This is a genomic window from Pseudomonas sp. RIT288, assembly GCF_000631985.1.
Lineage (GTDB): Bacteria > Pseudomonadota > Gammaproteobacteria > Pseudomonadales > Pseudomonadaceae > Aquipseudomonas.
Window position 1 is genome coordinate 178040 of record NZ_JFYN01000012.1, and the last position, 25561, is coordinate 203600.

Sequence of the window (25561 nt, forward strand, 5' to 3'; positions counted from 1 at the left end):
CGCATCAATCGCTTTGATCGCTAACGCTTGCAACTGATTGTTTTTGCCTGGCCCTGATCTGAAAGTTTTCAATAGCCCAGTCAGGTGCTCCTTCCGCGCTTTAAGTGTGTCAGACCAACTCGTGCTGTTCTGTAGTGGTTTGCTCATTGTTTTCATCCTTGCGTTGTTCCAGATGGTTTACCTGTACAGCCTGTTGATGTGTCGGAATATCGTTGAGTTGAAGCAGATCCTGCGCGCCGTATTTGCGTGCGCGGTCGGAAAGTTCATGCCACGTCCAGTTACCGAAGTTTTCGCCTTCCTCAGGAACGGCCAGCTTCATCAGGCCCACTTGATCGAGGCCCAGCAAGTTGTAGTTAGCCCAAAGCTTTCCGCCCACCTCGAACAACGCTTTTGCGGCCTCGTTCCACTTCTCCTCCAGCACTGTGTAAGAGAGCCACAGGGCGTTGCGTTCGATCCCTTTATGCTTTGCCTGTGCTTCGGCGATGTATTTATCTACGGTGACCAACTCTTGCTCCAGAGCAGCCATGATCAAGGTTTGCCGACGATTGTGTTCGGTGGCCACCGTGAGGTTCTTTGCTGCCTTTTGCGCATCGGCGTTGGAGGTCTTCTCGCCTTCGGTGTCACCCCATGCGACGGCCTGCGCGTATGCCGTGGCAGCGTCTGTTTCGGCCTGACGTGCCTTGGCCATGTCCTCTACCGCCTGTTGTTGGATCTGCTCCAGGCGGGTGGTTAGGCTTTGGCGCTTTCCGTTGAGCTCTTGCTCATCCGCTTTCCAGTTATTCATCGCTTCGATGTAACCCGCCATCAGGGAATCGCAATTGGCGAGATTCTCGCGGCGGCTGATCTTCCGATCTAAAAGTTCTGCGTTGTGCTTGCGCGAATCGAAATTCCTTTTCAACTCGTTGTACTTGTCGCGCAGTTCACGTTCGTGGGTCGGCTCGACGTGTTCCTCGCTTTCCAGCACGGCCTCAAGGGGCAACATCTGGGCTTGCAGTTCGTCGGCCTCGCTCAGCAGTTGATTGCGGAGGTCTTTCAATTCCTGGATCTCATTCATTTTTCTTGACTCTGTTCAGTTCGATTGTGGGTTGGTTGAGCGGCTGGCGAGGCCGTAAATAAGCCGGCGCTACCTCAATTGGCTGAGATGCTCTCAAGCAGCCCGAGTCTCGCTCTCAGCCATTCCCGGAATCGTCTTCACGATGTAACAGCGTTGTGTGCCGAGTCCGGGCAAGCGGATCAGGCTCGATGCCTTGCCGTCGTTCCCCGGTTCCAGCACACCGCGCTGTAGTAGTTCCTTATTCACGGCATTGATGTTCATGCCCCGGAATACCTCGGAGCGCCACGCCTCGGGCAGCACGTAATAGGTGTTCGTGGTGTGCATGTTGTCGCCCATACCGTGCTCCAGCGTCTTGCGAAAGCCGAGGCGGTCGATGGTGCGCGGGCCGTGTTCGTCGATCTTGGCTGCCGCCGATTCCCAGCGGGTGAAGCGGCTTTCGCCGAAACGCTCGATGACCTGGCGCAGGCGCGCCAAGATCGCATCACCCTCGAAGTTACCGGCGCCGCCGCGCTCATTCAGCCAAGCGTTCAAGCAGACGCGAGCGGCGGTAGTGGCGGTTCCGTCCGGCCAGCCGGTGATGCCCATCGCGGTGGCCAGCTCACCTGCTGCCGCGGCGAGACCGAAGCGAGCTGCGGCACGGTGCGCTTGTCCGCTGGCGGACGCTGGGAGCGACTTGGCAATAAAGCCTTCCAGCGTGCGGCGGAGGATCGCTGCCCAGCCGTGACGCTTGCCCGGCTCGCATAGGGCGGTGAGGAACGCTGTGATTGGTGTGCCGTAGTAGTTCGCCACGCGGGCCTTGAGCGAGTCCGATAGGGCGGCCGCATCTTCGAAACCATTGAGCGTGTCGAACATGCCGAGGCCTTTGCTGGCATCTGCCGGGACGGCGAGCATCCGCACCTCCATGCCCGCTTTAAGCTCCTTGTTGGCTTCGGCCATGTGCTGCGCCAAGGTCTTCTCGCCCGTGGACAAAAACAGCAAACGCCACTCCTGCACCTGTCGGCCTGCTTGGCCTCGATCATTGGCCCGAGCCTTACCGGTGCCATTGCCGAGCATATAAACCGTCTCGCCAATGATGCGTGGATCGCACATGCCGATTTCATCGAGTACCAAGAGGCCGTCGGAATGTGCTGCAGCGATGGATTCCAGCGCGTTGTCGGTCGAGCGCCACGAACGCACTAAGCGCGGTCCGCCATAGATCGAGGCGGCGACTTGCAGGTGAGTAGTCTTGCCGCCGGAACTGTCGCCGTACAAATGAAAGCCACCCGATTCGTGGCCAAGCATATGCAGTAGGGGACCGGCGAAGGCGACACCGACGACAAACGCCAAGCGGTGATTGCCGACGCACAGTGCGCCGATCTGCTGTTGCCATTGTTCGAGCGTGCCCGCTTCGCTTATCGGTGGAAGCTGCGCACCCGCTTCGTAGAAATGCAGATGCTCGCTGTGCGTGCCGACCTGCTGCTCAGGCAGGAGAAAGGCGCTGTCATGCCATCCTAAACGAGTGACCAAACGCGCACGTTGTGCACTGTCGAAACCGCCGAGGTAACTCTGCAGGTCGTTGCGTGCGTTGCGCCCCGAACGACTACCGGCGAGGCGCAAACCCATGTCCACTAATGGACCGAGCACGTCCTTGCCGAAGTCGCCGGTCATGGTGCGCGCCGGGATGTTCCAGCGCTTCTTGGTGCCATCGGGATCATCGAACTCGACCAGCAAGCCCCAGTTGTGTCCCTTCTCGTCACGGGTACGGGCGAGGATCGCCATAGGCGAACACACTGGGCGTGCTTCGCCATCGTCACCGGCATAAAACACACCTTCGGATGTCAGGCGGAAGCCTCCCGGCATCAGGTCGTTTTTCGATTTTGTAGAGCGCTTGGCCGCTGCTTTAGACTTCGGTTCCGGCTCGGGTTTAACCTGGGTAGCAACCGCCTTTTCCTCGATCACGCCGAATAGCTCGCCGCTGCTTTCCAGCTCGGCAAAGTGGGCGGCTGTCCAGCCTTTGGCCAGCGCATCGGCGGCATCATCACCGTCATTCCATTGACCACCTTTGGCAAAAGCGGCGCGGTCGTTCTTCAGCGTGGGCTTGCGCTTGAACACTTCCAGTTCGATAACCCGAACCGAGTCGGCGCCGATTTCGCGCAGCTTCTCGGCGACGGTGTCCATGCAGGCTTTACCGCTGTCGTCGTTGTCTGGCCACAAGACAACATCGCGCCCCTTGAGCGGTGTCAGATCGGCTTTGTGCCAAGAGTTAGAGCCATTCGGCCAGCAGGTGGCCACGTAGCCCGGTAGCAGTTCAGTGGCGGCGTCAGCGGCTTTCTCGCCTTCGCACAGAACAACCGGCGTGTCACTGTGCTGGACTAGTTCATCAAGGCGCAACAGGGGACGCGGATCTGGCAGCCCCTGCCAGCGCCATTGCTTGGTCTGGCTGTCTGCGCGCTGACACCACGTCAATGGCGCAAAGACCTTCTTTGGCTTGCCGTCTTCATCGGGGCCGAGGTCAAAGCGGTAGAGCGCCATGAGAGGCTGGCCCTGAGCGTCGCGGTAGATCCACACCTTGGACGGCACACCATGATCCCGGTGCTTGGCCGGGCACTTGTTCATGGCCTCGGTCGGGATTGGCTGGATGGCGTTCCATGTCGTTGCTATGGGCTTGCTAGGTGTTGCCTTTGACTGTGCAGCGCCGGGCGAAACACCCAGCAAGTCAGCCAGCTTGTTGCAGGCTTCGATGTCAGTGCCGCCGTCCAGATAACGCACCAGATCGATCAGGTCGCCGCCCTTGTCGCCGGTGGCGAAGTCGGCCCAGGTACCCTTGCTCAAGTTGATTTTGAGCGATCCGGCGCGCTTGTCGCTGCGGGTAGGATTCGGGGCTGTGTATTCCTTACCGCCGTCTACGCGCTTGCCATTGGGCAGCCAGTGCGAAAGGACACGATCAATGTCTTTCAGCGCGGCTACCTTCACGTCGGCAAAGCTTGGACGTTTTGCGTTGCTGTTTGGGCGTTGGCTCATGTATCGGCCCTCTGCAGAAACAGCGCGTCGCTGATGTCATCGATCAAAGCTTTGGCCATCTCGCCCAGATACAGAGCTGGCCAGCTGAAACGATCGCCGTGATCGCTCATGGCTGCGTCGAAAGTGAGCTGGTTGGCGTGATGCTGCAGCAGCGACACCATCTCCAGTGCATCCTCGACTGGAACTCCGGCGTTCACCCGAAACAGCTTTAAGTCTGTAGCGTTGACGCGGGAAAAGGTGGCGTGGCCAAGGGTGGTGGAAGTGCTCATAGCGCACCGCCTTTCTGCACAGCAGGAGTCGAGGTGGTGTCGCCGTGCAAGGCGAGCGTCTTGATCAAGCCTAGGGTACCGCGCACGTCCCAAAGGACGGCAGCAATGACGTGATTGGCAAGGCGCGAAGATTCGCTTTCGAAGTGGTCCTCGAGCAGCGTCAGTACCGAGTCGGCGCGTTCAATGGCACAGGTGATGGCGTCGATAGGCACGCCGGCTTCGACGGTTTTGCTGACGCACAGAAGGTCTTCGGGCAGGGCACAACTCAGGGGGCTGTTCATTGGGCACCGCCTGCGGCTTCGAGCGCGCGAGCTTTGGCCATGTGGTCGTTGTAGCGGGTGAGGCGTGTTGCGAGGCTGGAATTGGCGTGTAAAGCGGCGAGAGCCATTGCACGGTGTGCAGCGGCGCGAATTTTGGACGGATTGAGGGTGTGCATGTAGAGCTCCTTTTGCTGAGGAGCTGCCACCGCTTGCGGCCAAGCAAGGAATGGTGGCAGCTGTACGCAGGTTGGCCGACCGGGGCAAAAGGGACCCGGCACACCCGAAGGTGTCCCACGCACAGCCGCCATAACACGATACGACGGGCACAAAAAAAGCGCCTGCTATCGGATGGAGGGCGCTTGTGCGCCTTTTGCAGTTCGGACGGCCAAGTCCGGTCGCTGAATTTGCAGCGACGGCCAGAGAGTAACGTCCGTTTTTCGAAAGTGCAACCGCGCTGATGGCTTGCGGATTTTTCGGGTGCGGCATAAATTGTCTTTGCATGTAGATTTACCTCAACGCCTCCGGATCGCCCCCGGAGGCGTTTTCGTTTCAGGCATGTGCTTCCCAGCGCAGGGAAAGTAGGGGCAGGAATCCGCCACTCAGCATGGAGCGGGCGTCCTCGTAGGCTTGCGTTTGCTGGCCTTCGTCGACGATCACGGCTCCGGTCTTTTCGCAGTGGAGGGAGAGGGCGCACCAGGTGCCGTCGGCCCAGCTCAGTACGCTGACCACGCGGCCTCGCTTTTCCTGTTGGCTGCGGTGGCGTTCAAGGCGCTGCATGAGGCGAGTAGAAAATCCGATCCGGCGCAGTACGGAGAACGGATGCATCAACGCGTTATCAGCGATCTTTCGATTCATGCCGCCTCCTGCGCTCGGGCGAAAAGTGGCGCTGGAGTTTCGCCTTTGAGCCAAGCCAGGATCTTGCTGTCCTCAACGCAGCGACGACGGTGCTCAACGGCCATCTGCTCGCGGCGTTGTGCGACACACTGTTCGACGTAACCGTCCAGGTCGGAGGTCAAGCGCATATCTTTGTGAACGCGCTCGCTTGTCGTCTTCTCGACGGCAAGATCCTCATCCGTGATGCGTTGCCATACCGCTGGATCGTTCGCGAATCCTGCCGATTGATCCACCAGCCAGTAGGTGACCCAATCCGTCATGCCGCGCGCCTTCAGCGAGGTGAGGCGGCTTTCGCTCATAGCAAAATAGCCGGAGCCGTGGACGCTCGAAAACTCTCTGCGCACCGCATTTTTGCGGATCAGTTCTGGCAGCTCCCAAGGGTTGGCTTTGAGTGGAAGCACGAGACCGTCAGGAGTGAAAAAGAACGCTTCCTGCTCTTCGCCGTTCCAGCTCACGCCCGCGATGGTGCGGTGACGCCAGTTGATCGCGCCGGGTTGATAGAGGCGGAATCCGATGCTGTACGAGTCGAGAAACGGCCCTTTGAATGGGCAGTAGTTACGCTTCATGCTGCCACCAGATCACGGGCGGCGATACGCGCTCGTGTCCACGCCTGTACCTCTCCCAATACCCATGCAACTGGAGCACTTCGGGCGTTGCTGTTACTCAGCTTCACAGGCAGCGGGAATCCGCTCTCAGGTTGGCGCATGAGCTTGTAGATGGTCGGGCGGGCAAGCCCAACGATTGATACCACCTCGGGCATACGGATGAGAGTCGTGGCGGGGTCGTGTGAAGCAAGGTGTTTTATTGCGGTAGTCATAGCGATCCAAACCTGCGTTTATTGAGACGACAGGCCATACGCTACGGAGAGGGAGGGGAACGGACTGTGTCCGTTCCCTTTTTTATTTGAGTGGTCGAAGACCTAGCGCGGTCAAATGATCGCGGATGGTTTTCTTGGTGCCGTGAACGGCTTGGTCGAACAGCAGGTTGGTTAGCTCTGCATCTGTCAGGTTTCGTTTCTCGATTCGCCGGCCTGCAATAATTTGCTCTGCGGCTGCCTTTATGTTTGAGCGCCGATCCATCGTTTCTATTTGCGTTTTAGAGCCTGCCTCTTGATTACCTTTGCCAGCCTCTTGCCCGCGTTTAGATGCCTTCGCTGAGAAGGCTTCGTCAAGTAGTCGAAGCATCAGACTTGATGTGTTGAAGCCATTTTTGGATACATCGATGCTCTCCACCTGGCGATAGAGGCTTGCCATCAACAATGTCTGATTAGCCTCCCCTTTCAAGACTGCAAACTGCTCTCTCGCTTCTATTTCAAAGCCGGCGCGGCGATCTCGTTCTTTATCGATTAGGGTCGCGTATTGGCGGGGTGAGTCCTTTCTTAGCCCCTCTATCAGATCCGCATCTATATCGTAGGTAGCGACCTCGAGCTCGAAGAGCCAATTTGCAAGTATTTCCACAGCTTGTACGCCGAGTACCAGGGCAAAAGCTGCAGTGAGTTGTGAATCTGTAGCTGGATGATCGACCCCGAGAAAGCCTCGAATGACGTTAGGCATTGAAGCTGCTTCCGCAGAGCTTGCACGTTCACCGATGGCATCCCGGAGTCGAAACAAGGTTCTTGTGACTGATTCTGCACTGGTCGCGTAGGAGCCATCCTCAAGCCAGAACGAAGTTGCCACGCCGATGAGGTCGAAAGCTTCTCGGAAATTCTCGTGAAAATGGGGATACAACGCTAACTCACGCACTGCTAGTTCGGCGTCATCCATGTCCCAAATCAGACACTTCACGTCGGTCCCTGCGATTTCTAGTTCTTCAGGTTCAATACCTAGCTCGATATCCATTTAGGCCGCCCCTCGCCCCGAGACAGGCGCGCTGTTCCAGCGTCGTGGATTGAATAAAGCCGCTGCCGACAGGAAGGACTCGGGGATATTTCTGTTACACGACTTCATGTCGTTACACTTGAGGCATTCGAGGTGAAAACAACGTGTAGAAGATAAATAATTCATTATTATCAATTAGTTATATGGATTCGTTATACCTGTAACACGCGTTACACCGATTTTTGAGGGGAGGCGATTACGTGCGCTCATACCGCCTTCCCAAACTGTCCCTGCACCACATTACCCGCTGCCATTTGCTCAAGGTGGTCGGCATACCACTGCATCATCACTACACGCTGTTCTAGGTACTGAGCCTTGTTATATACCCCTGAAATACCTTCCTCTTTGTGGGCAAGCTGCGCCTCAACGTGTTCTTTAGGCCAGCCATGTTCTCGAAGCAATGTGCTCGCTGTGTGGCGAGTCCCGTGTCCAACGAGACGACCTTTGTAGCCTATGGTGGCGAAGACCTTGTTGATTGTGTTTTCACTGATGGTCGGATTTTTTGCGCCGACTCCGGGGAAGAGCCAGCGGCTGCGACCGGTTAAGCATTGCAGCTCTTTCAGCGCCACAACGGCTTGGTGGGGAAGGGGGCATACAAAATCCCGGCGCATCTTCATTTTGGCAGCAGGTGTGGTCCAAATGGCTTTCTCAAGGTCGAATTCTTTCCATTCGGCCAATCGAACCATGCCGGGTCGTGATGCTGTCCAGATACAAAGCCATGCAGCGGTACGGGCTGTCAGTCTGCTTGGTGTGTTTCTGAGCGCCTGGAGGAATTCAGCCAGCTCAGGCTCAAGCAAATGTGGATGCTGCTGAGTCTTCGGGGCTTGGGCTGCAATGTCACGTAGGCGGCTGCCCGGATCGTTTTCGGTGAGCCCTAAGCCGATGGCTCGGCCGAAGATCTGATTGATCCAGGTTTGGCACTTTTCCGCCACGTTGTGTGCGTTTCGGGTTTCGAGGGATGCCTGGAGTTCTGCGCAGTCGGTACGGGTGATTTCGTCGAGGGGCTTATCTCCCAATGCCGGTAGGATGTCCTTGTCGAGGTAAGTGCGGATCTTGTTAAGAGTGGAGGGAGCGAGGCCCTTTTCTTCTTTGGCCTTGAGCCAAGCTTCAGCAGCAGCTCGGAAGGTCCGAGTCCTGGCAGCGTCAATGGCAGCTTTGGCGGAGCGTTTCTGTTCGAGAGGATCGGCGCCGCTGCTAACTACCTTGCGTAGTTCGGCAGCTTTGTCCCGTGCCAATGCACCGCTTACTTCCGGGTAGCCCCCGAGCCCCATCCAAGCCCAATTGCCCGCCGGACGTTTGTAGCGGAGCTGCCAGGATTTACCACCATCAGGCTTGACCCTGAAGTAGAGGCCGTTTCCGTCCAGTTCCCGGTATTCCTTTGATTCCGGCTCCAGCCCCGCAAGTGTCGTGTCTGCGAGAGGGCGGCGCTTGATGTCTGCGCGCTTCATCCTTGTATCCCAAAGTTCGGTATTTTTCTCAGGATACAAGCAGGGATACAGGGATACAACGGATAAGGGGATACAGAGGTAGATAGCCAGACACAAAAAAACCGGCTCAAGTGGCCGGTTTCTCTGGGTCTGAGAGTCTGGTAGAGACTTTCAGATACTGCTATATGGTGCCCCGAGGGAGACTCGAACTCCCACTCCTTTCGAAAACGGATTTTGAATCCGCCGCGTCTACCAATTCCGCCATCAGGGCTCAATGGCGGCGAAGTATAGAGAGGTGATTACCGTTGGTCAATCACGTTTCATGGTCAATTTTTGATATTTCCGCTAGACTTTCCGGCCCTGCTAGACGAACCCCATCATGCGCGTTGCTGACTTTACCTTCGAGCTTCCTGATTCGCTGATTGCCCGCCACCCTTTGGCCGAGCGTCGCGGTAGCCGCCTGCTGACCCTTGATGGGCCGAGCGGCGCCCTTGCACACCGTCAATTCACTGATTTGCTTGAGCATTTGCGCCCGGGCGATTTGATGGTATTCAACAATACCCGGGTGATTCCGGCGCGGCTGTTTGGGCAAAAGGCTTCGGGCGGCAAGCTGGAAATCCTCATTGAACGCGTGCTCGATTCGCATCGCGTGCTGGCCCATGTGCGCTCCAGCAAGTCGCCGAAGCCGGGTTCGAAGATCCTCATCGACGGCGGTGGCGAAGCCGAGATGCTCGCGCGTCACGATGCGCTGTTCGAGTTGCGCTTGGCTGAAGAAGTGCTGCCGCTGCTCGATCGCGTCGGGCACATGCCGTTGCCTCCTTATATAGATCGCCCGGACGAAGGCTCGGATCGCGAGCGCTATCAGACCGTGTACGCCCAGCGTCTCGGTGCGGTGGCGGCGCCGACGGCGGGGCTGCATTTCGATCAGCCGCTGATGGAGGCGATTGCCGCCAAGGGCGTCGAGACCGCGTTCGTCACGCTGCACGTCGGTGCGGGGACGTTCCAGCCGGTACGCGTCGACAAGATCGAAGATCACCACATGCACAGCGAGTGGCTGGAAGTCGGCCAGGATGTGGTCGACGCCGTTGCCGCGTGCCGTGAGCGTGGCGGGCGAGTGATTGCCGTCGGCACCACCAGCGTGCGTTCGCTGGAAAGTGCCGCGCGCGATGGCGTGCTCAAGCCGTTCAGTGGCGACACCGACATCTTTATCTACCCGGGCCGGCCGTTCCATGTGGTCGACGCCCTGGTCACCAACTTCCATTTGCCGGAATCCACGCTGTTGATGCTGGTTTCGGCGTTCGCCGGTTATCCCGAAACCATGGCCGCCTATAAAGCCGCCGTCGACAACGGGTACCGCTTTTTCAGCTACGGTGATGCGATGTTCATCACCCGTAATCCCGCCCCGACTGCCCCTGAACAAACAGGCCCAGAGGAAACAGAATGAGTCGCGAATGTCGCATGTCCTTTGAACTGCTTGCCACCGATGGCAAGGCTCGTCGTGGTCGTCTGACCTTCCCGCGTGGCACCGTCGAGACCCCGGCGTTCATGCCGGTGGGCACCTATGGCACGGTCAAGGGCATGTTGCCGCGTGACATCGTTGCCACTGGCGCGGAAATCATTCTGGGCAACACCTTCCACCTGTGGCTGCGTCCGGGCACCGAGGTGATCAAGGAGCACGGCGACCTGCACGATTTCATGCAGTGGAAAGGCCCGATCCTCACCGACTCCGGCGGTTTTCAGGTGTTCAGCCTGGGCGCGATGCGCAAGATCAAGGAGGAGGGCGTGACCTTCGCCTCCCCGGTCGACGGCTCGAAAGTGTTCATGGGCCCGGAAGAGTCGATGCAGGTGCAGCGCGACCTCGGTTCCGACATCGTGATGATTTTCGACGAATGCACGCCGTATCCGGCTGACGAAGACGTTGCTCGCGTATCGATGGAGTTGTCGCTGCGTTGGGCCCAACGCTCGAAAAATGCCCATGGCGACAACACCGCGGCGCTGTTCGGTATCGTTCAGGGCGGCATGCACCAGGATCTGCGCATGCGCTCGCTGGAAGGTCTGGACAAGATCGGCTTCGATGGCCTGGCCATCGGCGGTCTGTCGGTGGGCGAGCCGAAGCACGAGATGATCAAGGTGCTGGATTATCTGCCGGGCATGATGCCGGCTGACAAACCTCGTTACCTTATGGGCGTTGGCAAACCGGAAGATCTGGTTGAGGGTGTGCGCCGCGGTGTGGACATGTTCGATTGCGTGATGCCAACCCGTAATGCCCGCAATGGGCATCTGTTCATTGATACAGGCGTGCTGAAGATCCGTAACGCGTTCCATCGCCATGATGATTCGCCGCTGGATCCGACCTGCGATTGCTATACCTGCCAGAACTTCTCCCGCGCTTATCTGCATCACCTGGACAAGTGCGGCGAAATGCTCGGCAGCATGCTCAATACCATCCATAACTTGCGCCATTATCAGGTGCTGATGGCTGGTTTGCGCGAGGCTATTCAACAGGGTACATTGGCCGCCTTTGTCGATGCCTTCTACGCCAAACGCGGGCTCCCCGTTCCGCCTTTGGACTGAGTTTTCTGACCCCAAGATTCAACATTTGCAACTGGAGTGCTAAATGAGCTTTTTTATCTCTAATGCCATGGCTGACGCAGCTGCACCGGCTGCTGCTGGCCCAATGGGCGGCGGCTTCGAGTGGATTTTCCTGGTCGGCTTCCTGGTCATCTTCTACCTGATGATCTGGCGTCCACAGGCCAAGCGCGCCAAAGAGCAGAAGAACCTGCTGAGCAGCCTTGCGAAGGGCGACGAAGTGGTCACCACCGGCGGCATCGCCGGCAAGATCACCAAAGTGGCCGATGACTTCGTGGTTCTGGAAGTTTCCGACACCGTGGAAATGAAGTTCCAGAAGGGCGCCATCGCCGCCACGCTGCCAAAAGGCACGCTGAAAGCGATCTAAGGTTCCAACTTCTACTCAATCGACGGGGCGCGCAAGGCGCCCCGCGTTCATAACGGGCGGCGTGATGCTGAACAAATATCCTCTGTGGAAATACATTCTGATCCTGGCGGTGCTGGCGATCGGTCTGATTTATTCCGCTCCCAATCTATACCCCGATGACCCGGCCATTCAGATCAGCGGCGCCAGCACGGCACTGCAGGTCAATCAGGCCGATCTGGATCGCGTCAGCACCGCGCTGCGTGAGTCTGGGATCAACGTCAAGGCAGCCTCGCTGGCCGCCAATGGCAAGGGCGGTCTGGTCCGCCTGACCAAGGCTGAAGACCAGCTGCCGGCCAAGGACGTTGTGCGCAAGGCATTGGGTGATGACTACGTCGTTGCATTGAACCTGGCACAAACCACCCCGCAATGGCTGCGCAATCTGGGCGCGCACCCGATGAAGCTGGGTCTGGACTTGTCCGGTGGTGTGCACTTCCTGCTGGAAGTGGACATGGACAAAGCCCTCGACGCCCGCCTGAAAGTCTATGAAGGCGACGTCAAGAGCCTGCTGCGTAAAGATAAGCTGCGCTATCGCAGCCTGCCGCAACTCAATGGTGCCATTCAGTTGGGCTTCAGCGATGCTGACTCCCGCGAACAGGCCCGTGCGCTGATTCGCAAGAACTTCAACGATTTCGACATTGTTCCGGCCGACCTCAACGGTCAACCGGTGCTGCGTCTGGCGATGACCCCGGCCAAGCTGGCGGAAATCCGTGAATACTCCATCAAGCAGAACTTGACCACGGTACGTAACCGCGTCAACGAGCTGGGTGTTGCCGAACCGATCGTTCAGCGTCAGGGTGCCAACCGCATCGTGGTTGAGCTGCCGGGCGTGCAGGACACTGCCGAAGCCAAGCGTATTCTCGGCAAGACCGCCAACCTGGAATTCCGTCTGGCTGCAGAGCCGGGTGCTTCGAAAGCCACTTCCGAATCGTTCGAGTTCCGTGAGGGCAACCGTCCTCCGGCGCAGATCGAACGTGGCCTGATCATCACCGGTGACCAGGTGACCGATGCCAAGGCCGGTTTCGGCGAGCACGGCACACCTGAAGTGAACATCCGTCTGGATGGTCACGGTGGCGAGCTGATGAGCCGCGCAACCCGTTCGAACGTGGGCCGCAGCATGGCGGTGATCTTCATCGAACAGCGTCCGGTGACCACCTACGTCAAGCAGGTTGTCGACGGCGTCGAGAAAGACGTGCCGGTGCAGACCTTCAAGGAAGAGAAGAAGATCATCAGCCTGGCGACCATTCAATCGCCGCTGGGTGCACAGTTCCGCATCACCGGCCTGAACGGCCAGGGCGAATCGTCCGAACTGGCACTGCTGCTGCGTGCCGGTGGTCTGGCCGCTCCGATGTACTTCGCGGAAGAGCGCACAATCGGTCCGAGCCTGGGTGCTGACAACATCACCAAAGGTATCGATGCATCGCTGTGGGGCATGCTGTTCGTCTCGCTGTTCATTATCGCCATCTACCGCTTCTTCGGTGTGATCGCCACGGTCGCACTGGCGGTGAACATGGTGCTGCTGCTGGCGCTGATGTCGCTGCTGGGTGCAACGCTGACCCTGCCGGGTATCGCCGGTATCGTCTTGACCATGGGTATGGCGGTCGACGCCAACGTGCTGATCTTCTCGCGGATCCGTGAAGAGATCGCCGCCGGCATGACCGTGCAGCGTGCAATCAACGAAGGCTTCGGCCGGGCATTCACTGCGATTCTCGACGCCAACCTGACCACTCTGCTGGTCGGCGGCATCCTCTTCGCCATGGGCACCGGCCCGGTGAAGGGCTTCGCAGTGACCATGTCCCTCGGGATCTTTACCTCGATGTTCACGGCCATCATGGTGACCCGCGCAATGGTCAACCTGATCTTCGGCGGACGTGACTTCAAGAAGTTGTGGATTTAAGGGGCTGCCATGTTACGTACAATCAACTTCATGGGCGTTCGCAACTTTGCGTTCGGCGTCACTGTGTTTCTCACCGTCCTGGCCTTGTTCAGCGTTTTCCACAAGGGCATGAACTGGGGTCTGGACTTCACCGGCGGTACGCTCATCGAGCTGACCTACGAGCGTCCGGCTGACGTCACCAAAGTGCGCGAGCAACTGGTGACGTCCGGTTACCACGAAGCCATCGTGCAGAACTTCGGTGCGACCACCGACCTGCTGGTGCGCATGCCGGGTGAAGACCCGCAACTGGGCCATCAGGTAGCAGACGCGCTGCAGAAGGTCGGTGGCGACAACCCGGCGACGGTCAAGCGTGTCGAGTTCGTCGGCCCGCAGGTCGGTGAAGAGCTGCGCGACCAGGGCGGCCTCGGCATGCTCCTGGCGCTCGGCGGCATCCTGATCTACCTGGCTTTCCGCTTTCAGTGGAAATTTGCGGTCGGCGCCATCGTTTCGCTGATTCACGACGTGATCGTGACTGTCGGTATCCTGTCGTTCTTCCAGATCACCTTCGACCTGACGGTGCTGGCGGCGGTACTGGCGATCATCGGTTACTCGCTGAACGACACCATCGTCGTGTTCGACCGGGTTCGTGAGAACTTCCGTGTGCTGCGCAAGGCTTCGCTGATCGAGAACATCAACATCTCGACCACTCAGACCCTGCTGCGGACCATGGCAACGTCGATCTCCACCTTGCTGGCGATCGCTGCGCTGCTGTTCTTCGGTGGCGACAACCTGTTCGGCTTCTCCATCGCCCTGTTCATCGGTGTTCTGGCGGGTACCTACTCGTCGATCTACATCGCGAACGTGGTGCTGATCTGGCTGAACCTGAGCACCGAGGATCTGATTCCTCCGGCCAACACCGAGAAGGAAGTCGACGACCGTCCGTAACGGCCATCGCTTCACCGGTTGTCAGCCCAGAAAAGGCGCGAGTTGAACTCGCGCCTTTTTTTATGCTCCAAGGCTGGGAGAAGCGCGGGCGCGTCCCGCATGTGATGGTCAGGAGGTTCATGTGAACAAGTCGTTGCTGGTTGGTGCGGTATTGGGTGCTGTCGGTGTGACTGCCGGGGGTGCTGTTGCCACCTACAGCCTGGTTAAAAGCGGCCCTGAGTATGCGCAAGTGCTGGCCGTAGAACCGGTCAAAACACAGATCAAGACTCCACGTGAAGTGTGCAAGGATGTTGCTGTAACCCGCCAGGCGCCGGTCAAGGATCAACACCAGATCCTCGGTACCGCGATTGGTGCGGTAGCGGGTGGTTTGCTGGGTAACCAGATCGGCGGCGGTACCGGCAAGAAGATTGCCACGGTCGCTGGCGCGGTGGGTGGCGGATATGCCGGTAACAAGGTGCAGGAAGGCATGCAGAACCGCGACACCTACACCACCACGCAGACTCGCTGTAACACCGTGAATGACATCAGTGACAAGGTTGTCGGTTACGACGTGCGTTATTCGCTGGATGGCAAGGAAGGCAAAGTGCGGATGGATCGTGATCCGGGCAACCAGATTCCGGTCGACAAGGAAGGCAAGCTGATTCTGTCGCAAAATCAGCCGGCTCAGTAACGCTCTGATCGTTTTAAAAAGAAGCACCCTGCGGGGTGCTTTTTTGTGCCTGCGATTTTTGGCTACACCGTCCCCTCCTTGTGGGGGCGAGCCTGCTCGCGAATGCGGTGTGCCAGCCGACGACAATGTTGATTGTCAGAATGCATTCGCGAGCAGGCTCGCTCCCACATGAAGATTTTGGTGATCTGAAGATCGAGTTACAGGCATAAAAAAAGCACCCCGAAGGGTGCTTTTTGCGTTTCGCGGGAAGCTTAGCGCTTCAGCGAAGCCGGCAGGTGCGGCTGGATCGCCGTCAGCACTGCCTTGAAGCATTTGGTGTTGCCGGCAACGATGTGGCCTTTTTCAAGGAAATCGTGACCGCCGGTGAAGTCGCTCACCAAGCCGCCTGCTTCCTGGATCAGCAGAGCGCCTGCAGCCATGTCCCACTCGGACAGGCCCGATTCCCAGAACGCGTCGAAACGACCGGCAGCCACGTAAGCCAGGTCCAGGCTGGCGGAGCCGGCGCGGCGGATGCCGGCAGTCTGGCCAACCAGGGCGCGGAACATGCCCAGGTAGTTGTCGAGGTTGTCCATCTGGTCGTCACGGAACGGGAAGCCAGTGCCCAGCAGAGCGCCTTCGAGGCTGGTGCGACCGCTGACGCGCAGGCGACGACCGTTCAGTTGAGCGCCGCGACCACGGCTGGCGGTGAATTCTTCCTGGCGAACCGGGTCCAGAACCACTGCGTGTTCCAGGCGGCCGCGGTATTTGCAGGCAATGCTGACAGCGAAGTGAGGAATGCCGCGCAGGAAGTTGGTGGTGCCGTCCAGTGGATCGATGATCCACAGGTACTCTTCACCTTCGATGCCGTTACCCACGTGCATGCCGGTCTCTTCACCCTGGATCGAGTGATTCGGGTAAGCCTTGCGCAGAGCATCGATGATTTTCTGTTCGGCGGCGCGATCGACCTCGGATACATAATCCTTGGCGTCTTTTTCGTCGACCTTGATGGTATCCAGGCGCTCGATGGAGCGGAAGATCAGTTCACTGGCGCTGCGGGCGGCGCGCAGCGCGATATTCAGCATGGGCTGCATGGATGTGTCACCTAAGGTTGTTAAAGAAAGCCGCGCATTCTATCAGAACTTTTCTTCAGGTGAAGGTCGCTGTTCGCTTTCATAGCTTAACGGTAGGCTGTTCTGTAAGATTTGCACCCCTTTCCTGTGTCCGAGAGCGCCTCCCTTGCTGCAGAACATTCGTGTCGTCCTGGTCAATACCAGTCACCCCGGCAACATCGGCGGGGCCGCGCGCGCCATGAAAAACATGGGTCTGTCGCGGCTGGTGCTAGTCGAACCGCGGTTGTTTCCGCATCACGAAGCCGATGCACGAGCTTCCGGTGCCGGGGATATCCTTGAAAATGCGCAGGTCGTCGCCACCTTGGAAGATGCCTTGGTCGGCTGCAATCTGGTGCTCGGCACCAGCGCCCGTGACCGCCGCATTCCCTGGCCGCTGCTTGATCCCCGCGAATGCGGGAGCAAAGTGGTCGAGGAGGCGGGGCAGGGCGCACAAATCGCTTTGGTATTCGGTCGTGAAGACTCCGGCCTGACCAACGAGGAGCTGCAGCGATGTCACTTTCACGTGCATATCCCCTCCGATCCTGAGTTCAGCTCGCTGAACCTCGGGGCGGCGGTGCAGGTATTGAGCTACGAAGTGCGCATGGCCTGGCTGGCCGCTCAAGGGCAGCCGACCAAGATCGAGAAAGAAGAAGTGGCTTCGGTGAAAAGTGCCGAGCTCGCGACCATGGATGAGCTGGAGCGCTTTTATGAGCATCTGGAGCAGACGCTGGTCGCCATCGAATTTCTTGATCCGGAAAAACCGCGGCATTTGATGGCGCGCCTGCGCCGGTTGTACGGACGCAGCTCGGTCAGCCGGGCGGAAATGAATATTTTGCGTGGCATCCTCACGGAAACCCAAAAAGCGGCCCGTGGTGAGCTTCTTAAGCGGAAGGACTGAATGATGTTTGAGCGTTTGCGTGAAGATATCCAGAGCGTATTCCATCGAGACCCGGCGGCGCGTAATGCTTTTGAAGTCCTGACCTGCTACCCCGGTATGCACGCGATCTGGATTCACCGGTTGGCCGGGATGCTGTGGCGCAATGAGCTGAAATGGCTGGCGCGGCTGGTGTCGAACTTCGGTCGTTGGTTGACCGGGATCGAGATTCATCCGGGCGCCAAAGTCGGCCGGCGCTTTTTCATTGACCACGGCATGGGCATCGTCATTGGTGAAACCGCCGAGATCGGCGATGACGTGACCATTTATCAGGGCGTGACCCTCGGCGGCACCAGTTGGAACAAGGGCAAACGCCACCCGACGCTGGGTGACGGCGTTGTCGTGGGTGCCGGCGCCAAAGTGCTCGGGCCGTTCACGGTAGGGGCTGGCGCCAAAGTCGGTTCCAATGCCGTAGTGACCAAGGAAGTACCGCCGGGCGCCACGGTGGTGGGGATTCCGGGGCGGATCATCGTCAAATCCGATGAAGAACAGGACGCCAAGCGCAAGGCGATGGCCGAGAAGATCGGCTTTGACGCCTACGGTGTCAGCGAAGACATGCCCGACCCGGTGGCCCGTGCCATCGGTCAGTTGCTCGATCACCTGCAAGCGGTGGATGGACGACTGGAGGGGATGTGCGGCGCGCTGAAGGATCTGGGCAGTAATTACTGTGCTAAAGATCTGCCCGAGCTGCGCGAAGAAGACTTCGCCTGCGTCAAAGGCAAAGACGAATCCAAAGCCGGCTGACAGGCTTTTGTAGGAGCTGCCGCAGGCTGCGATCTTTTGATCTTTTTCAATGCAAAATCAAAAGATCGCAGCCTGCGGCAGCTCCTACACAGGCATCCGGTAACCGGTGTGCCATTAGGCCGCAGACCCTGCTATCATTCGCGCGCTCTTTTGCGGGTAAACCCGACTAATGCACTAGGTCTTATAGTTGACTTAAATGCTCGGGAATTGCATACTCCCGCCCATTCCGAACTCCGTGGTAATTGTCCATGCGACTGACTACAAAAGGCCGATACGCCGTGACCGCCATGCTTGACCTGGCGTTGCACGCGCAGCACGGGCCGGTGTCCCTGGCCGATATCTCCGAGCGCCAAGGCATCTCCCTGTCCTATCTCGAACAGCTTTTCGCCAAGCTGCGCCGCAGTAACCTGGTTTCCAGTGTTCGCGGTCCAGGCGGTGGTTACCAGCTGTCGCGCGATATGCAGGGCATCCAGGTGGCTCAGGTGATCGATGCGGTCAACGAATCGGTCGATGCTACAAAGTGCCAGGGCCAGGGCGATTGCCATTCCGGCGACACCTGCCTGACTCATCACCTGTGGTGCGATCTGAGCCTGCAGATTCACGAATTTCTCAGCGGTATCAGCTTGGCCGACCTCGTAACTCGCCGTGAGGTGCAGGAAGTGGCCCAGCGTCAGGATCAGCGTCGTTGCAATGGCAAGGCGCCGCGCCTGGACAAGATTGAAGCGTCCGCCGTCGAATGACAGCCAAAGAGCTAGCGGCACGCCAGCCAGCCTGATTTAGGAGATAGTCCATGAAATTGCCGATTTACCTTGATTACTCTGCGACCACCCCGGTCGATCCGCGCGTTGCGCAAAAGATGAGTGAATGCCTGCTGGTCGACGGAAACTTCGGTAACCCGGCGTCCCGTTCCCACGTGTTCGGCTGGAAAGCTGAAGAGTCCGTCGAAAACGCCCGTCGTCAGGTGGCCGACCTGGTCAACGCCGACCCGCGTGAAATCGTCTGGACGTCCGGCGCCACCGAGTCCGACAACCTGGCGATCAAGGGTGCGGCGCATTTCTATGGCTCCAAGGGCAAGCACCTGATCACCAGCAAGATCGAACACAAGGCTGTCCTCGACACCATGCGCCAACTGGAGCGTGAAGGTTTCGAAGTGACCTACCTCGAGCCGACAGAAGACGGTCTGATCACCCCGGCGATGATCGAAGCGGCACTGCGCGAAGACACCATCCTGGTGTCGGTCATGCACGTGAACAACGAAATCGGCACCATCAACGACATCGCTGCCATCGGCGAACTGACCCGCTCCAAGGGCGTTCTGCTGCATGTTGACGCGGCTCAGTCCACCGGCAAGGTCGAGATCGATCTGCAGAAGCTGAAAGTCGACATGATGTCGTTCTCCGCCCACAAAACCTACGGCCCTAAAGGCATCGGCGCGCTGTACGTCAGCCGCAAGCCGCGTGTGCGCATCGAAGCGACCATGCACGGCGGCGGTCACGAACGTGGCATGCGTTCCGGCACCCTGGCGACCCACCAGATCGTCGGCATGGGCGAAGCGTTCCGTGTAGCCAAGGAAGACATGGCTGCCGAAAACGTGCGCATCAAAGCGCTGAGCGACCGCTTCTACAAGCAGGTCGAGCATCTGGAAGAGCTGTACGTCAACGGCAGCCTGACCGCCCGCGTTCCGCACAACCTGAACCTGAGCTTCAACTACGTTGAAGGCGAGTCGCTGATCATGGCGCTCAAGGATCTGGCGGTATCGTCCGGTTCGGCCTGCACCTCGGCGTCCCTGGAGCCTTCTTACGTACTGCGCGCTCTGGGCCGCAACGACGAACTGGCACACAGCTCGATCCGTTTCACCTTCGGCCGTTTCACCACCGAAGAAGAAATCGACTACGCCGCGCAGAAAGTCTGCGAGGCCGTTACCAAGCTGCGCGCTCTGTCGCCGCTGTGGGACATGTACAAAGACGGTGTCGACATTTCGAAAATCGAGTGGGCGGCACACTGATTTCAAGTCGCCGCGAACCGGCCCTGCGACCCCAGGTTGCAGGGCTTTAAGAGCGACTCTCTGATGAGTGAGGATTAAGCACCATGGCTTACAGCGAAAAGGTCATCGACCACTACGAAAACCCGCGCAACGTCGGCAAGATGAACGCGGAAGACCCGGATGTCGGCACTGGCATGGTCGGCGCCCCGGCGTGCGGCGACGTGATGCGCCTGCAGATCAAGGTCAACGATCAGGGCGTTATCGAAGACGCCAAGTTCAAGACCTACGGCTGCGGTTCGGCAATCGCTTCCAGCTCCCTGGCCACCGAGTGGATGAAGGGCAAGACGCTGGACGAGGCCGAGACCATCAAGAACACTCAGCTGGCCGAAGAACTGGCCCTGCCGCCAGTGAAAATCCACTGCTCGGTACTCGCTGAAGACGCTATCAAAGCGGCTGTTCGCGACTACAAGCAGAAGAAAGGCTTGATCTAAGCATTGCGCGACGAGTAAGGAGTCAACGATGGCTATCAGCATGACAGAAGCGGCTGCTCGACACGTGCGACGCTCCCTCGACGGGCGCGGCAAAGGTGAAGGGATTCGTCTGGGTGTTCGCACCACGGGCTGTTCCGGCCTTGCCTACGTGCTGGAGTTTGTCGACGAGGTGGTTGCCGAGGATCAGGTGTTCGAAAGTCACGGCGAGAAAGTGATCATCGACCCGAAAAGCCTGGCCTACCTGGACGGCACCGAGCTCGATTTCGTCAAGGAAGGGTTGAACGAAGGCTTCAAGTTCAACAACCCCAACGTACGCGGTGAGTGTGGCTGCGGCGAAAGCTTCAACATCTGAGGCTTGTCGTGGGTATTCCTTGTCATTTCGCTTTATTCGAGCTGCAGCCGAGCTTTCGCCTGGATCTCGAGCAGTTGGCCACGCGCTACCGTGAGTTGGCGCGCGGTGTTCATCCCGACCGCTTTGCCGACGCTTCCGAGCGCGAGCAGCGGTCTGCGCTCGAGCAGTCTGCACGGCTCAACGACGCGTACCAGACGCTCAAGAGTCCTGCCCAGCGTGCACGCTACCTGCTGACCATCAGCGGGCATGAAGTGCCGATGGAAGTCACGGTCCATGATCCCGAGTTTCTCTTGCAGCAGATGCAATGGCGCGAAGAGCTCGAAGACCTTCAGGACAGTGCCGACCTCGACGGTGTCGCGGTATTCAAGCGGCGCCTGAAAGTGGCTCAGGAAGAACTCAACGAAAGCTTCGCAGCCTGTTGGGATGATGCGGCGCAACGCGAACAGGCCGAACGCCTGATGCGGCGTATGCAGTTCCTCGACAAGCTCACCTACGAAGTGCGCCAGTTAGAAGAGCGCCTCGACGATTAACCCAGTGCCGCTCCGGTCGCACGCCTGATATACAGATAAGTCCTGATCACGATGGCCCTACTGCAGATCGCCGAACCCGGCCAAAGTCCTCAACCGCACCAGCGTCGTCTGGCTGTGGGAATCGACTTGGGCACTACCAATTCGCTGGTCGCTGCGTTGCGCAGTGGTCTTTCCGAACCACTGGCCGACGCTGACGGGCAGGTCATCCTGCCGTCCGCCGTGCGTTATCACGCCGACCGCGTCGAGGTTGGCGAGTCGGCCAAACTGGCCGCGTCCTCCGATCCCTTGAACACTGTGCTGTCGGTCAAGCGCCTGATGGGTCGTGGTCTGTCCGACGTCAAGCAATTGGGCGAGCAACTGCCGTACCGCTTTGTCGGCGGCGAATCGCACATGCCGTTCATCGACACCGTGCAAGGCCCGAAGAGCCCGGTCGAAGTCTCCGCCGATATCCTCAAGGTGCTGCGTCAGCGTGCTGAAGCGACCCTGGGTGGCGAACTGGTCGGTGCGGTGATCACCGTTCCGGCGTATTTCGACGATGCTCAGCGCCAGGCCACCAAGGATGCGGCGAAACTCGCCGGTCTGAACGTGCTGCGCCTGCTCAACGAGCCGACCGCTGCCGCCGTGGCGTATGGTCTGGATCAACACGCCGAAGGTCTGGTCGCCATCTATGACCTGGGCGGCGGAACCTTCGATATTTCGATTCTGCGTCTGACTGGCGGCGTATTCGAAGTGCTCGCCACCGGCGGCGACAGCGCCCTGGGCGGCGACGACTTCGATCACGCGATTGCCGGCTGGATCATCGAGAGCGCCGGTCTGTCCGCCGATCTCGATCCGGGCGCACAGCGCAATCTGCTGCAAACCGCCTGCGCGGCCAAAGAAGCCCTGACCGAAGCCGCCAGCGTCGAAGTCGCTTACGGTGACTGGAAAGCGCAGCTGAGCCGCGAAGCCTTCGATGCGCTGATCGAGCCAATGGTTGCCCGCAGCCTGAAAGCCTGCCGTCGCGCCGTGCGTGATTCCGGTATTGAGCTGGAAGACGTGCATGCTGTGGTCATGGTCGGCGGATCGACCCGTGTGCCGCGCGTTCGCGAAGCGGTCGCCGAAGCCTTCGGTCGTCAGCCATTGACGGAAATCGACCCGGATCAAGTGGTGGCCATCGGGGCTGCGATCCAGGCGGATACGCTGGCTGGCAACAAGCGTGATGGCGGTGAACTGCTGCTGCTCGACGTGATTCCACTGTCCCTTGGGCTGGAAACCATGGGCGGGCTGATGGAAAAGGTGATTCCGCGCAACACCACCATCCCGGTTGCCCGCGCGCAGGATTTCACTACTTATAAAGACGGCCAGTCGGCCATGGCGATCCACGTGTTGCAGGGCGAGCGCGAGCTGATCAGTGACTGCCGCTCTCTGGCGCGCTTCGAGCTGCGCGGTATTCCAGCAATGGTGGCCGGTGCGGCGAAGATTCGCGTGACCTTTCAGGTTGATGCCGACGGTCTGCTCAGCGTGTCTGCCCGTGAACTGGGTTCGGGCGTTGAGGCGAGCATTCAGGTCAAGCCGTCCTACGGTCTGACCGACGGCGAAATCGCCAAGATGCTCAAGGACTCGTTCCAGCACGCCAATGACGACAAGGTCGCCCGCGTTCTGCGCGAGCAGCAAGTCGATGCCCAGCGCCTGATCGAAGCGGTGCAGGGCGCTCTGGAGGCCGATGGCGAGCGTTTGCTCGACGCCGAAGAGCGCATGGTCATCGAGCTGCAGATGCAGGAACTGGCCGAATTGATGAAAGGCACCGATGGTTATGCCATCGAGCAGCAGACCAAGCGTCTGTCGCAAGTGACCGATGCTTTTGCTGCCCGCCGCATGGATCTGACGGTGAAAGCCGCTCTGTCGGGGCGCAATCTGAATGAAATCGAGGATATCTGATGCCGCAGGTCATTTTTCTGCCCCACGAGAAGTTTTGCCCTGAAGGCATGGTCGTCGAGGCCGAACCCGGCACTTCGATTCTCGAGCTGGCTCACGAGCACCACATCGAGATGGAAAGCGCCTGCGGCGGCGTCTGCGCCTGCACCACTTGCCACTGCATCATCCGCGAGGGTTTCGACTCGCTGGAAGAGGCGGACGAGCTGGAAGAGGACTTCCTTGATCGCGCCTGGGGTCTGGAAGCGCAATCGCGTCTGGCCTGTCAGGCTATCGTTGGTGAAGAAGACATCACCGTCGAGATCCCGAAATATTCGCTTAACCATGCGGCCGAAGCGCCGCACTGACTGGTAAGACTGTCATGAGCTACGGTTGGAATGATGTTCAACGCATTGCCGAAGAATTGGCCGAAGCCAAGCCGGGTGTAGACCCGTTCTCTGTCAATTTCGTCGACTTGCAGCAATGGATCAAAGAGCTTCCTGATTTCGACAATACCTCTGGCCGGGTTGGCGAGAAGGTGTTGGAAGCGGTTCAGACGCTCTGGGCCAAAGAATTGGACTGATCGTCCTCGCAGGTTAGGCAATACCCAAGAACCCGCGTATAATTCGCGGGTTTAATTTTTCGCAAATTACCGTTTCTGGAGTTACACCATGGCTGTTCAACGTACTTTCTCCATCATCAAGCCTGACGCTGTTAAAAAAGGCGCTGCCGGCGAAATCGTTACCCGTTTCGAAAAGGCTGGTTTGAAAGTGGTTGCTTCGAAAATGAAGCAGCTGTCCAAAGCCGAAGCTGAAGGCTTCTACGCTGAGCACAAAGAGCGCGGTTTCTTCGGTGAACTGGTTGCTTTCATGATCTCCGGTCCAGTGGTTGTTCAGGTTCTGGAAGGCGAAAACGCTATCGCTCGCAACCGTGAGCTGATGGGCGCTACCAACCCTAAAGAAGCTGCTGCCGGCACCATCCGTGCTGACTTCGCTGAGTCGATCGACGCCAACGCCGTTCACGGTTCGGACTCCGAAGCCGCTGCTGCTCGCGAAATCTCGTACTTCTTCGCAGCTACTGAAGTAACCACTCGCTAAGCATTGCTTAAAGAGTGAAGGTGAATCCATGACTACATCGACTGTTAAAACAAACCTGCTGGGTCTGACCCAGCCGGAAATGGAAAAATTCTTCGACTCAATCGGGGAGAAGCGTTTCCGTGCCGGTCAGGTAATGAAATGGATTCACCACTTTGGCGTCGATGATTTCGACGCCATGACGAACGTCAGCAAGGCCTTGCGCGACAAGCTCAAGGCTATTGCTGAAGTCCGTGGTCCCGAAGTGGTCAGCGAGGACATTTCCAGCGACGGCACCCGCAAATGGGTGGTGCGCGTGGCGTCCGGCAGCTGTGTCGAGACCGTGTACATTCCTCAGGGCAAACGCGGCACTCTGTGCGTTTCGTCCCAGGCAGGCTGTGCCCTGGACTGCAGTTTCTGCTCCACCGGCAAGCAAGGCTTCAACAGTAACCTCACCGCCGCCGAAGTCATCGGTCAGGTGTGGATTGCCAACAAATCCTTCGGCAGTGTTCCCGCCACCATCGACCGCGCCATCACCAACGTGGTGATGATGGGCATGGGCGAACCGCTGCTGAACTTCGACAACGTCGTGGCCGCCATGCATCTGATGATGGATGACCTGGGCTACGGGATCTCCAAGCGCCGCGTGACCCTGTCCACTTCGGGCGTGGTGCCGATGATCGATGAGCTGGCCAAGCACATCGACGTCTCCCTGGCGTTGTCCCTGCACGCACCGAATGACGCATTGCGTAACCAATTGGTGCCGATCAACAAGAAATATCCGCTTAAGATGCTGCTCGAGTCGTGCCAGCGCTACATGTCCGCCCTGGGCGAGAAACGTGTGCTGACCATCGAGTACACCTTGCTCAAGGACGTCAACGACAAGCTTGAGCACGCCGTGGAAATGATCGAGCTGCTCAAGGATATTCCGTGCAAGATCAACCTGATTCCGTTTAACCCGTTCCCGCATTCCGGTTACGAGCGGCCGAGCAACAACGCCATTCGTCGGTTCCAGGATCAGTTGCATCAGGCCGGCTTTAACGTCACTGTCCGCACCACCCGTGGTGAAGACATCGACGCTGCGTGTGGTCAATTGGTAGGGCAGGTGCTGGATCGCACCCGTCGCAGTGAACGTTACATCGCCGTGCGCGAGTTGAGCGCCGACAGCGATCTGGCACAGAACGCCGCGAACACTAACTAAGAGAGGATCT

General features: G+C 58.7%; 29 protein-coding genes and 1 tRNA gene. 18 read left to right on the forward strand and 12 right to left on the reverse strand.

Features of this window, described 5'->3' with window-relative positions:
* Positions 1 to 109 precede the first annotated feature (109 nt).
* The 11 genes from BW33_RS12515 to BW33_RS12555 all read right to left on the reverse strand — a co-directional run bounded on the left by BW33_RS12515 (position 110) and on the right by BW33_RS12555 (position 9052).
* On the reverse strand, positions 110 to 1054 hold the full coding sequence (locus tag BW33_RS12515; RefSeq protein ID WP_047599281.1) for a hypothetical protein: 945 nt from the start codon (positions 1052 to 1054) through the stop codon (positions 110 to 112).
* A gap of 93 nt (positions 1055 to 1147) precedes the next feature.
* Positions 1148 to 4054: a DUF927 domain-containing protein gene (locus BW33_RS12520; protein ID WP_047599282.1), complete on the reverse strand. Its 2907-nt coding sequence runs from the start codon at positions 4052 to 4054 to the stop codon at positions 1148 to 1150.
* Positions 4051 to 4323 carry a DUF3077 domain-containing protein gene (locus tag BW33_RS12525; protein ID WP_047599283.1) on the reverse strand — a complete coding sequence of 91 codons (273 nt, stop codon included), beginning with the start codon at positions 4321 to 4323 and terminating at the stop codon, positions 4051 to 4053. Before BW33_RS12525 ends, BW33_RS12520 begins: the two co-directional genes overlap by 4 nt.
* Complete coding sequence (locus BW33_RS12530) at positions 4320 to 4604, reverse strand: hypothetical protein (protein WP_047599284.1); 285 nt, start codon at positions 4602 to 4604, stop codon at positions 4320 to 4322. Before BW33_RS12530 ends, BW33_RS12525 begins: the two co-directional genes overlap by 4 nt.
* Entirely contained in the window at positions 4601 to 4759 is a 159-nt protein-coding gene (locus BW33_RS29975; RefSeq protein WP_177327479.1) for a hypothetical protein, read from the reverse strand. Before BW33_RS29975 ends, BW33_RS12530 begins: the two co-directional genes overlap by 4 nt.
* Before the next feature lie 373 nt (positions 4760 to 5132).
* Complete coding sequence (locus BW33_RS12535) at positions 5133 to 5438, reverse strand: hypothetical protein (protein ID WP_047599285.1); 306 nt, start codon at positions 5436 to 5438, stop codon at positions 5133 to 5135.
* Entirely contained in the window at positions 5435 to 6043 is a 609-nt protein-coding gene (locus BW33_RS12540) for a hypothetical protein (protein ID WP_047599286.1), read from the reverse strand. The genes BW33_RS12535 and BW33_RS12540 overlap by 4 nt, the downstream gene beginning before the upstream one ends.
* Positions 6040 to 6294, reverse strand: coding sequence for a helix-turn-helix transcriptional regulator (locus BW33_RS28490; RefSeq protein ID WP_081794215.1), 255 nt, complete (start codon positions 6292 to 6294; stop codon positions 6040 to 6042). Before BW33_RS28490 ends, BW33_RS12540 begins: the two co-directional genes overlap by 4 nt.
* Positions 6295 to 6376: 82 nt before the next feature.
* The gene (locus BW33_RS12545) at positions 6377 to 7315 is read right to left on the reverse strand and encodes a hypothetical protein (protein WP_047599287.1); all 939 of its coding nucleotides are present in this window, start codon (positions 7313 to 7315) and stop codon (positions 6377 to 6379) included.
* Between the two features lie 245 nt (positions 7316 to 7560).
* Positions 7561 to 8802 (reverse strand): tyrosine-type recombinase/integrase, encoded by a 1242-nt coding sequence (locus tag BW33_RS12550; protein ID WP_047599288.1) that lies wholly within the window; start codon positions 8800 to 8802, stop codon positions 7561 to 7563.
* Between the two features lie 165 nt (positions 8803 to 8967).
* Positions 8968 to 9052, reverse strand: a tRNA-Leu gene (locus tag BW33_RS12555).
* A gap of 108 nt (positions 9053 to 9160) precedes the next feature.
* Here BW33_RS12555 and queA point away from each other — a divergent pair.
* From queA to BW33_RS12585, 6 genes are all read left to right on the forward strand, one after another.
* A complete protein-coding gene (queA, locus tag BW33_RS12560) occupies positions 9161 to 10225 on the forward strand; it encodes a tRNA preQ1(34) S-adenosylmethionine ribosyltransferase-isomerase QueA (RefSeq protein WP_047599289.1) in 1065 nt (354 codons plus the stop codon).
* Between the two features lie 14 nt (positions 10226 to 10239).
* Positions 10240 to 11355, forward strand: a complete 1116-nt coding sequence (tgt, locus tag BW33_RS12565) for a tRNA guanosine(34) transglycosylase Tgt (RefSeq protein WP_161794909.1) — start codon at positions 10240 to 10242, stop codon at positions 11353 to 11355.
* Between the two features lie 43 nt (positions 11356 to 11398).
* Entirely contained in the window at positions 11399 to 11737 is a 339-nt protein-coding gene (gene yajC, locus BW33_RS12570; RefSeq protein ID WP_003227923.1) for a preprotein translocase subunit YajC, read from the forward strand.
* A 64-nt stretch (positions 11738 to 11801) separates the two neighbouring features.
* Positions 11802 to 13670, forward strand: a complete 1869-nt coding sequence (secD, locus tag BW33_RS12575; RefSeq protein WP_047599291.1) for a protein translocase subunit SecD — start codon at positions 11802 to 11804, stop codon at positions 13668 to 13670.
* 9 nt (positions 13671 to 13679) lie between these two features.
* Positions 13680 to 14594: a protein translocase subunit SecF gene (gene secF, locus BW33_RS12580; protein WP_047599292.1), complete on the forward strand. Its 915-nt coding sequence runs from the start codon at positions 13680 to 13682 to the stop codon at positions 14592 to 14594.
* A gap of 121 nt (positions 14595 to 14715) precedes the next feature.
* Positions 14716 to 15264 carry a glycine zipper 2TM domain-containing protein gene (locus BW33_RS12585; RefSeq protein WP_027612139.1) on the forward strand — a complete coding sequence of 183 codons (549 nt, stop codon included), beginning with the start codon at positions 14716 to 14718 and terminating at the stop codon, positions 15262 to 15264.
* Positions 15265 to 15515: 251 nt separating this feature from the next.
* Here BW33_RS12585 and suhB read toward each other — a convergent pair whose 3' ends face one another.
* Positions 15516 to 16334, reverse strand: a complete 819-nt coding sequence (suhB, locus tag BW33_RS12590) for a type III secretion system regulator SuhB (RefSeq protein WP_007964419.1) — start codon at positions 16332 to 16334, stop codon at positions 15516 to 15518.
* Positions 16335 to 16479: 145 nt separating this feature from the next.
* Between suhB and trmJ the strand changes: the two genes are divergently transcribed.
* From trmJ to rlmN, 12 genes are all read left to right on the forward strand, one after another.
* Positions 16480 to 17250 (forward strand): tRNA (cytosine(32)/uridine(32)-2'-O)-methyltransferase TrmJ, encoded by a 771-nt coding sequence (gene trmJ, locus BW33_RS12595; RefSeq protein ID WP_027612138.1) that lies wholly within the window; start codon positions 16480 to 16482, stop codon positions 17248 to 17250.
* Positions 17251 to 17253: 3 nt separating this feature from the next.
* A complete protein-coding gene (cysE, locus tag BW33_RS12600) occupies positions 17254 to 18030 on the forward strand; it encodes a serine O-acetyltransferase (protein ID WP_007964422.1) in 777 nt (258 codons plus the stop codon).
* A 248-nt stretch (positions 18031 to 18278) separates the two neighbouring features.
* Positions 18279 to 18770, forward strand: coding sequence for a Fe-S cluster assembly transcriptional regulator IscR (gene iscR / locus BW33_RS12605; protein WP_007956690.1), 492 nt, complete (start codon positions 18279 to 18281; stop codon positions 18768 to 18770).
* Between the two features lie 50 nt (positions 18771 to 18820).
* Positions 18821 to 20035 (forward strand): IscS subfamily cysteine desulfurase, encoded by a 1215-nt coding sequence (locus BW33_RS12610; RefSeq protein ID WP_047599294.1) that lies wholly within the window; start codon positions 18821 to 18823, stop codon positions 20033 to 20035.
* 83 nt (positions 20036 to 20118) lie between these two features.
* On the forward strand, positions 20119 to 20505 hold the full coding sequence (gene iscU, locus BW33_RS12615; protein WP_003227907.1) for a Fe-S cluster assembly scaffold IscU: 387 nt from the start codon (positions 20119 to 20121) through the stop codon (positions 20503 to 20505).
* Between the two features lie 28 nt (positions 20506 to 20533).
* A complete protein-coding gene (iscA, locus tag BW33_RS12620) occupies positions 20534 to 20857 on the forward strand; it encodes an iron-sulfur cluster assembly protein IscA (RefSeq protein WP_003227904.1) in 324 nt (107 codons plus the stop codon).
* An 8-nt stretch (positions 20858 to 20865) separates the two neighbouring features.
* The gene (gene hscB / locus BW33_RS12625; RefSeq protein ID WP_008084660.1) at positions 20866 to 21387 is read left to right on the forward strand and encodes a co-chaperone HscB; all 522 of its coding nucleotides are present in this window, start codon (positions 20866 to 20868) and stop codon (positions 21385 to 21387) included.
* A 51-nt stretch (positions 21388 to 21438) separates the two neighbouring features.
* The gene (hscA, locus tag BW33_RS12630) at positions 21439 to 23304 is read left to right on the forward strand and encodes a Fe-S protein assembly chaperone HscA (RefSeq protein WP_047599295.1); all 1866 of its coding nucleotides are present in this window, start codon (positions 21439 to 21441) and stop codon (positions 23302 to 23304) included.
* Positions 23304 to 23645 carry an ISC system 2Fe-2S type ferredoxin gene (fdx, locus tag BW33_RS12635; RefSeq protein WP_007964424.1) on the forward strand — a complete coding sequence of 114 codons (342 nt, stop codon included), beginning with the start codon at positions 23304 to 23306 and terminating at the stop codon, positions 23643 to 23645. Before hscA ends, fdx begins: the two co-directional genes overlap by 1 nt.
* A gap of 14 nt (positions 23646 to 23659) precedes the next feature.
* Complete coding sequence (iscX, locus tag BW33_RS12640) at positions 23660 to 23860, forward strand: Fe-S cluster assembly protein IscX (protein WP_047599296.1); 201 nt, start codon at positions 23660 to 23662, stop codon at positions 23858 to 23860.
* Positions 23861 to 23948: 88 nt separating this feature from the next.
* Positions 23949 to 24374, forward strand: a complete 426-nt coding sequence (ndk, locus tag BW33_RS12645; protein WP_047599297.1) for a nucleoside-diphosphate kinase — start codon at positions 23949 to 23951, stop codon at positions 24372 to 24374.
* A 28-nt stretch (positions 24375 to 24402) separates the two neighbouring features.
* Positions 24403 to 25551, forward strand: coding sequence for a 23S rRNA (adenine(2503)-C(2))-methyltransferase RlmN (gene rlmN / locus BW33_RS12650; RefSeq protein ID WP_003227893.1), 1149 nt, complete (start codon positions 24403 to 24405; stop codon positions 25549 to 25551).
* Positions 25552 to 25561 lie beyond the last annotated feature (10 nt).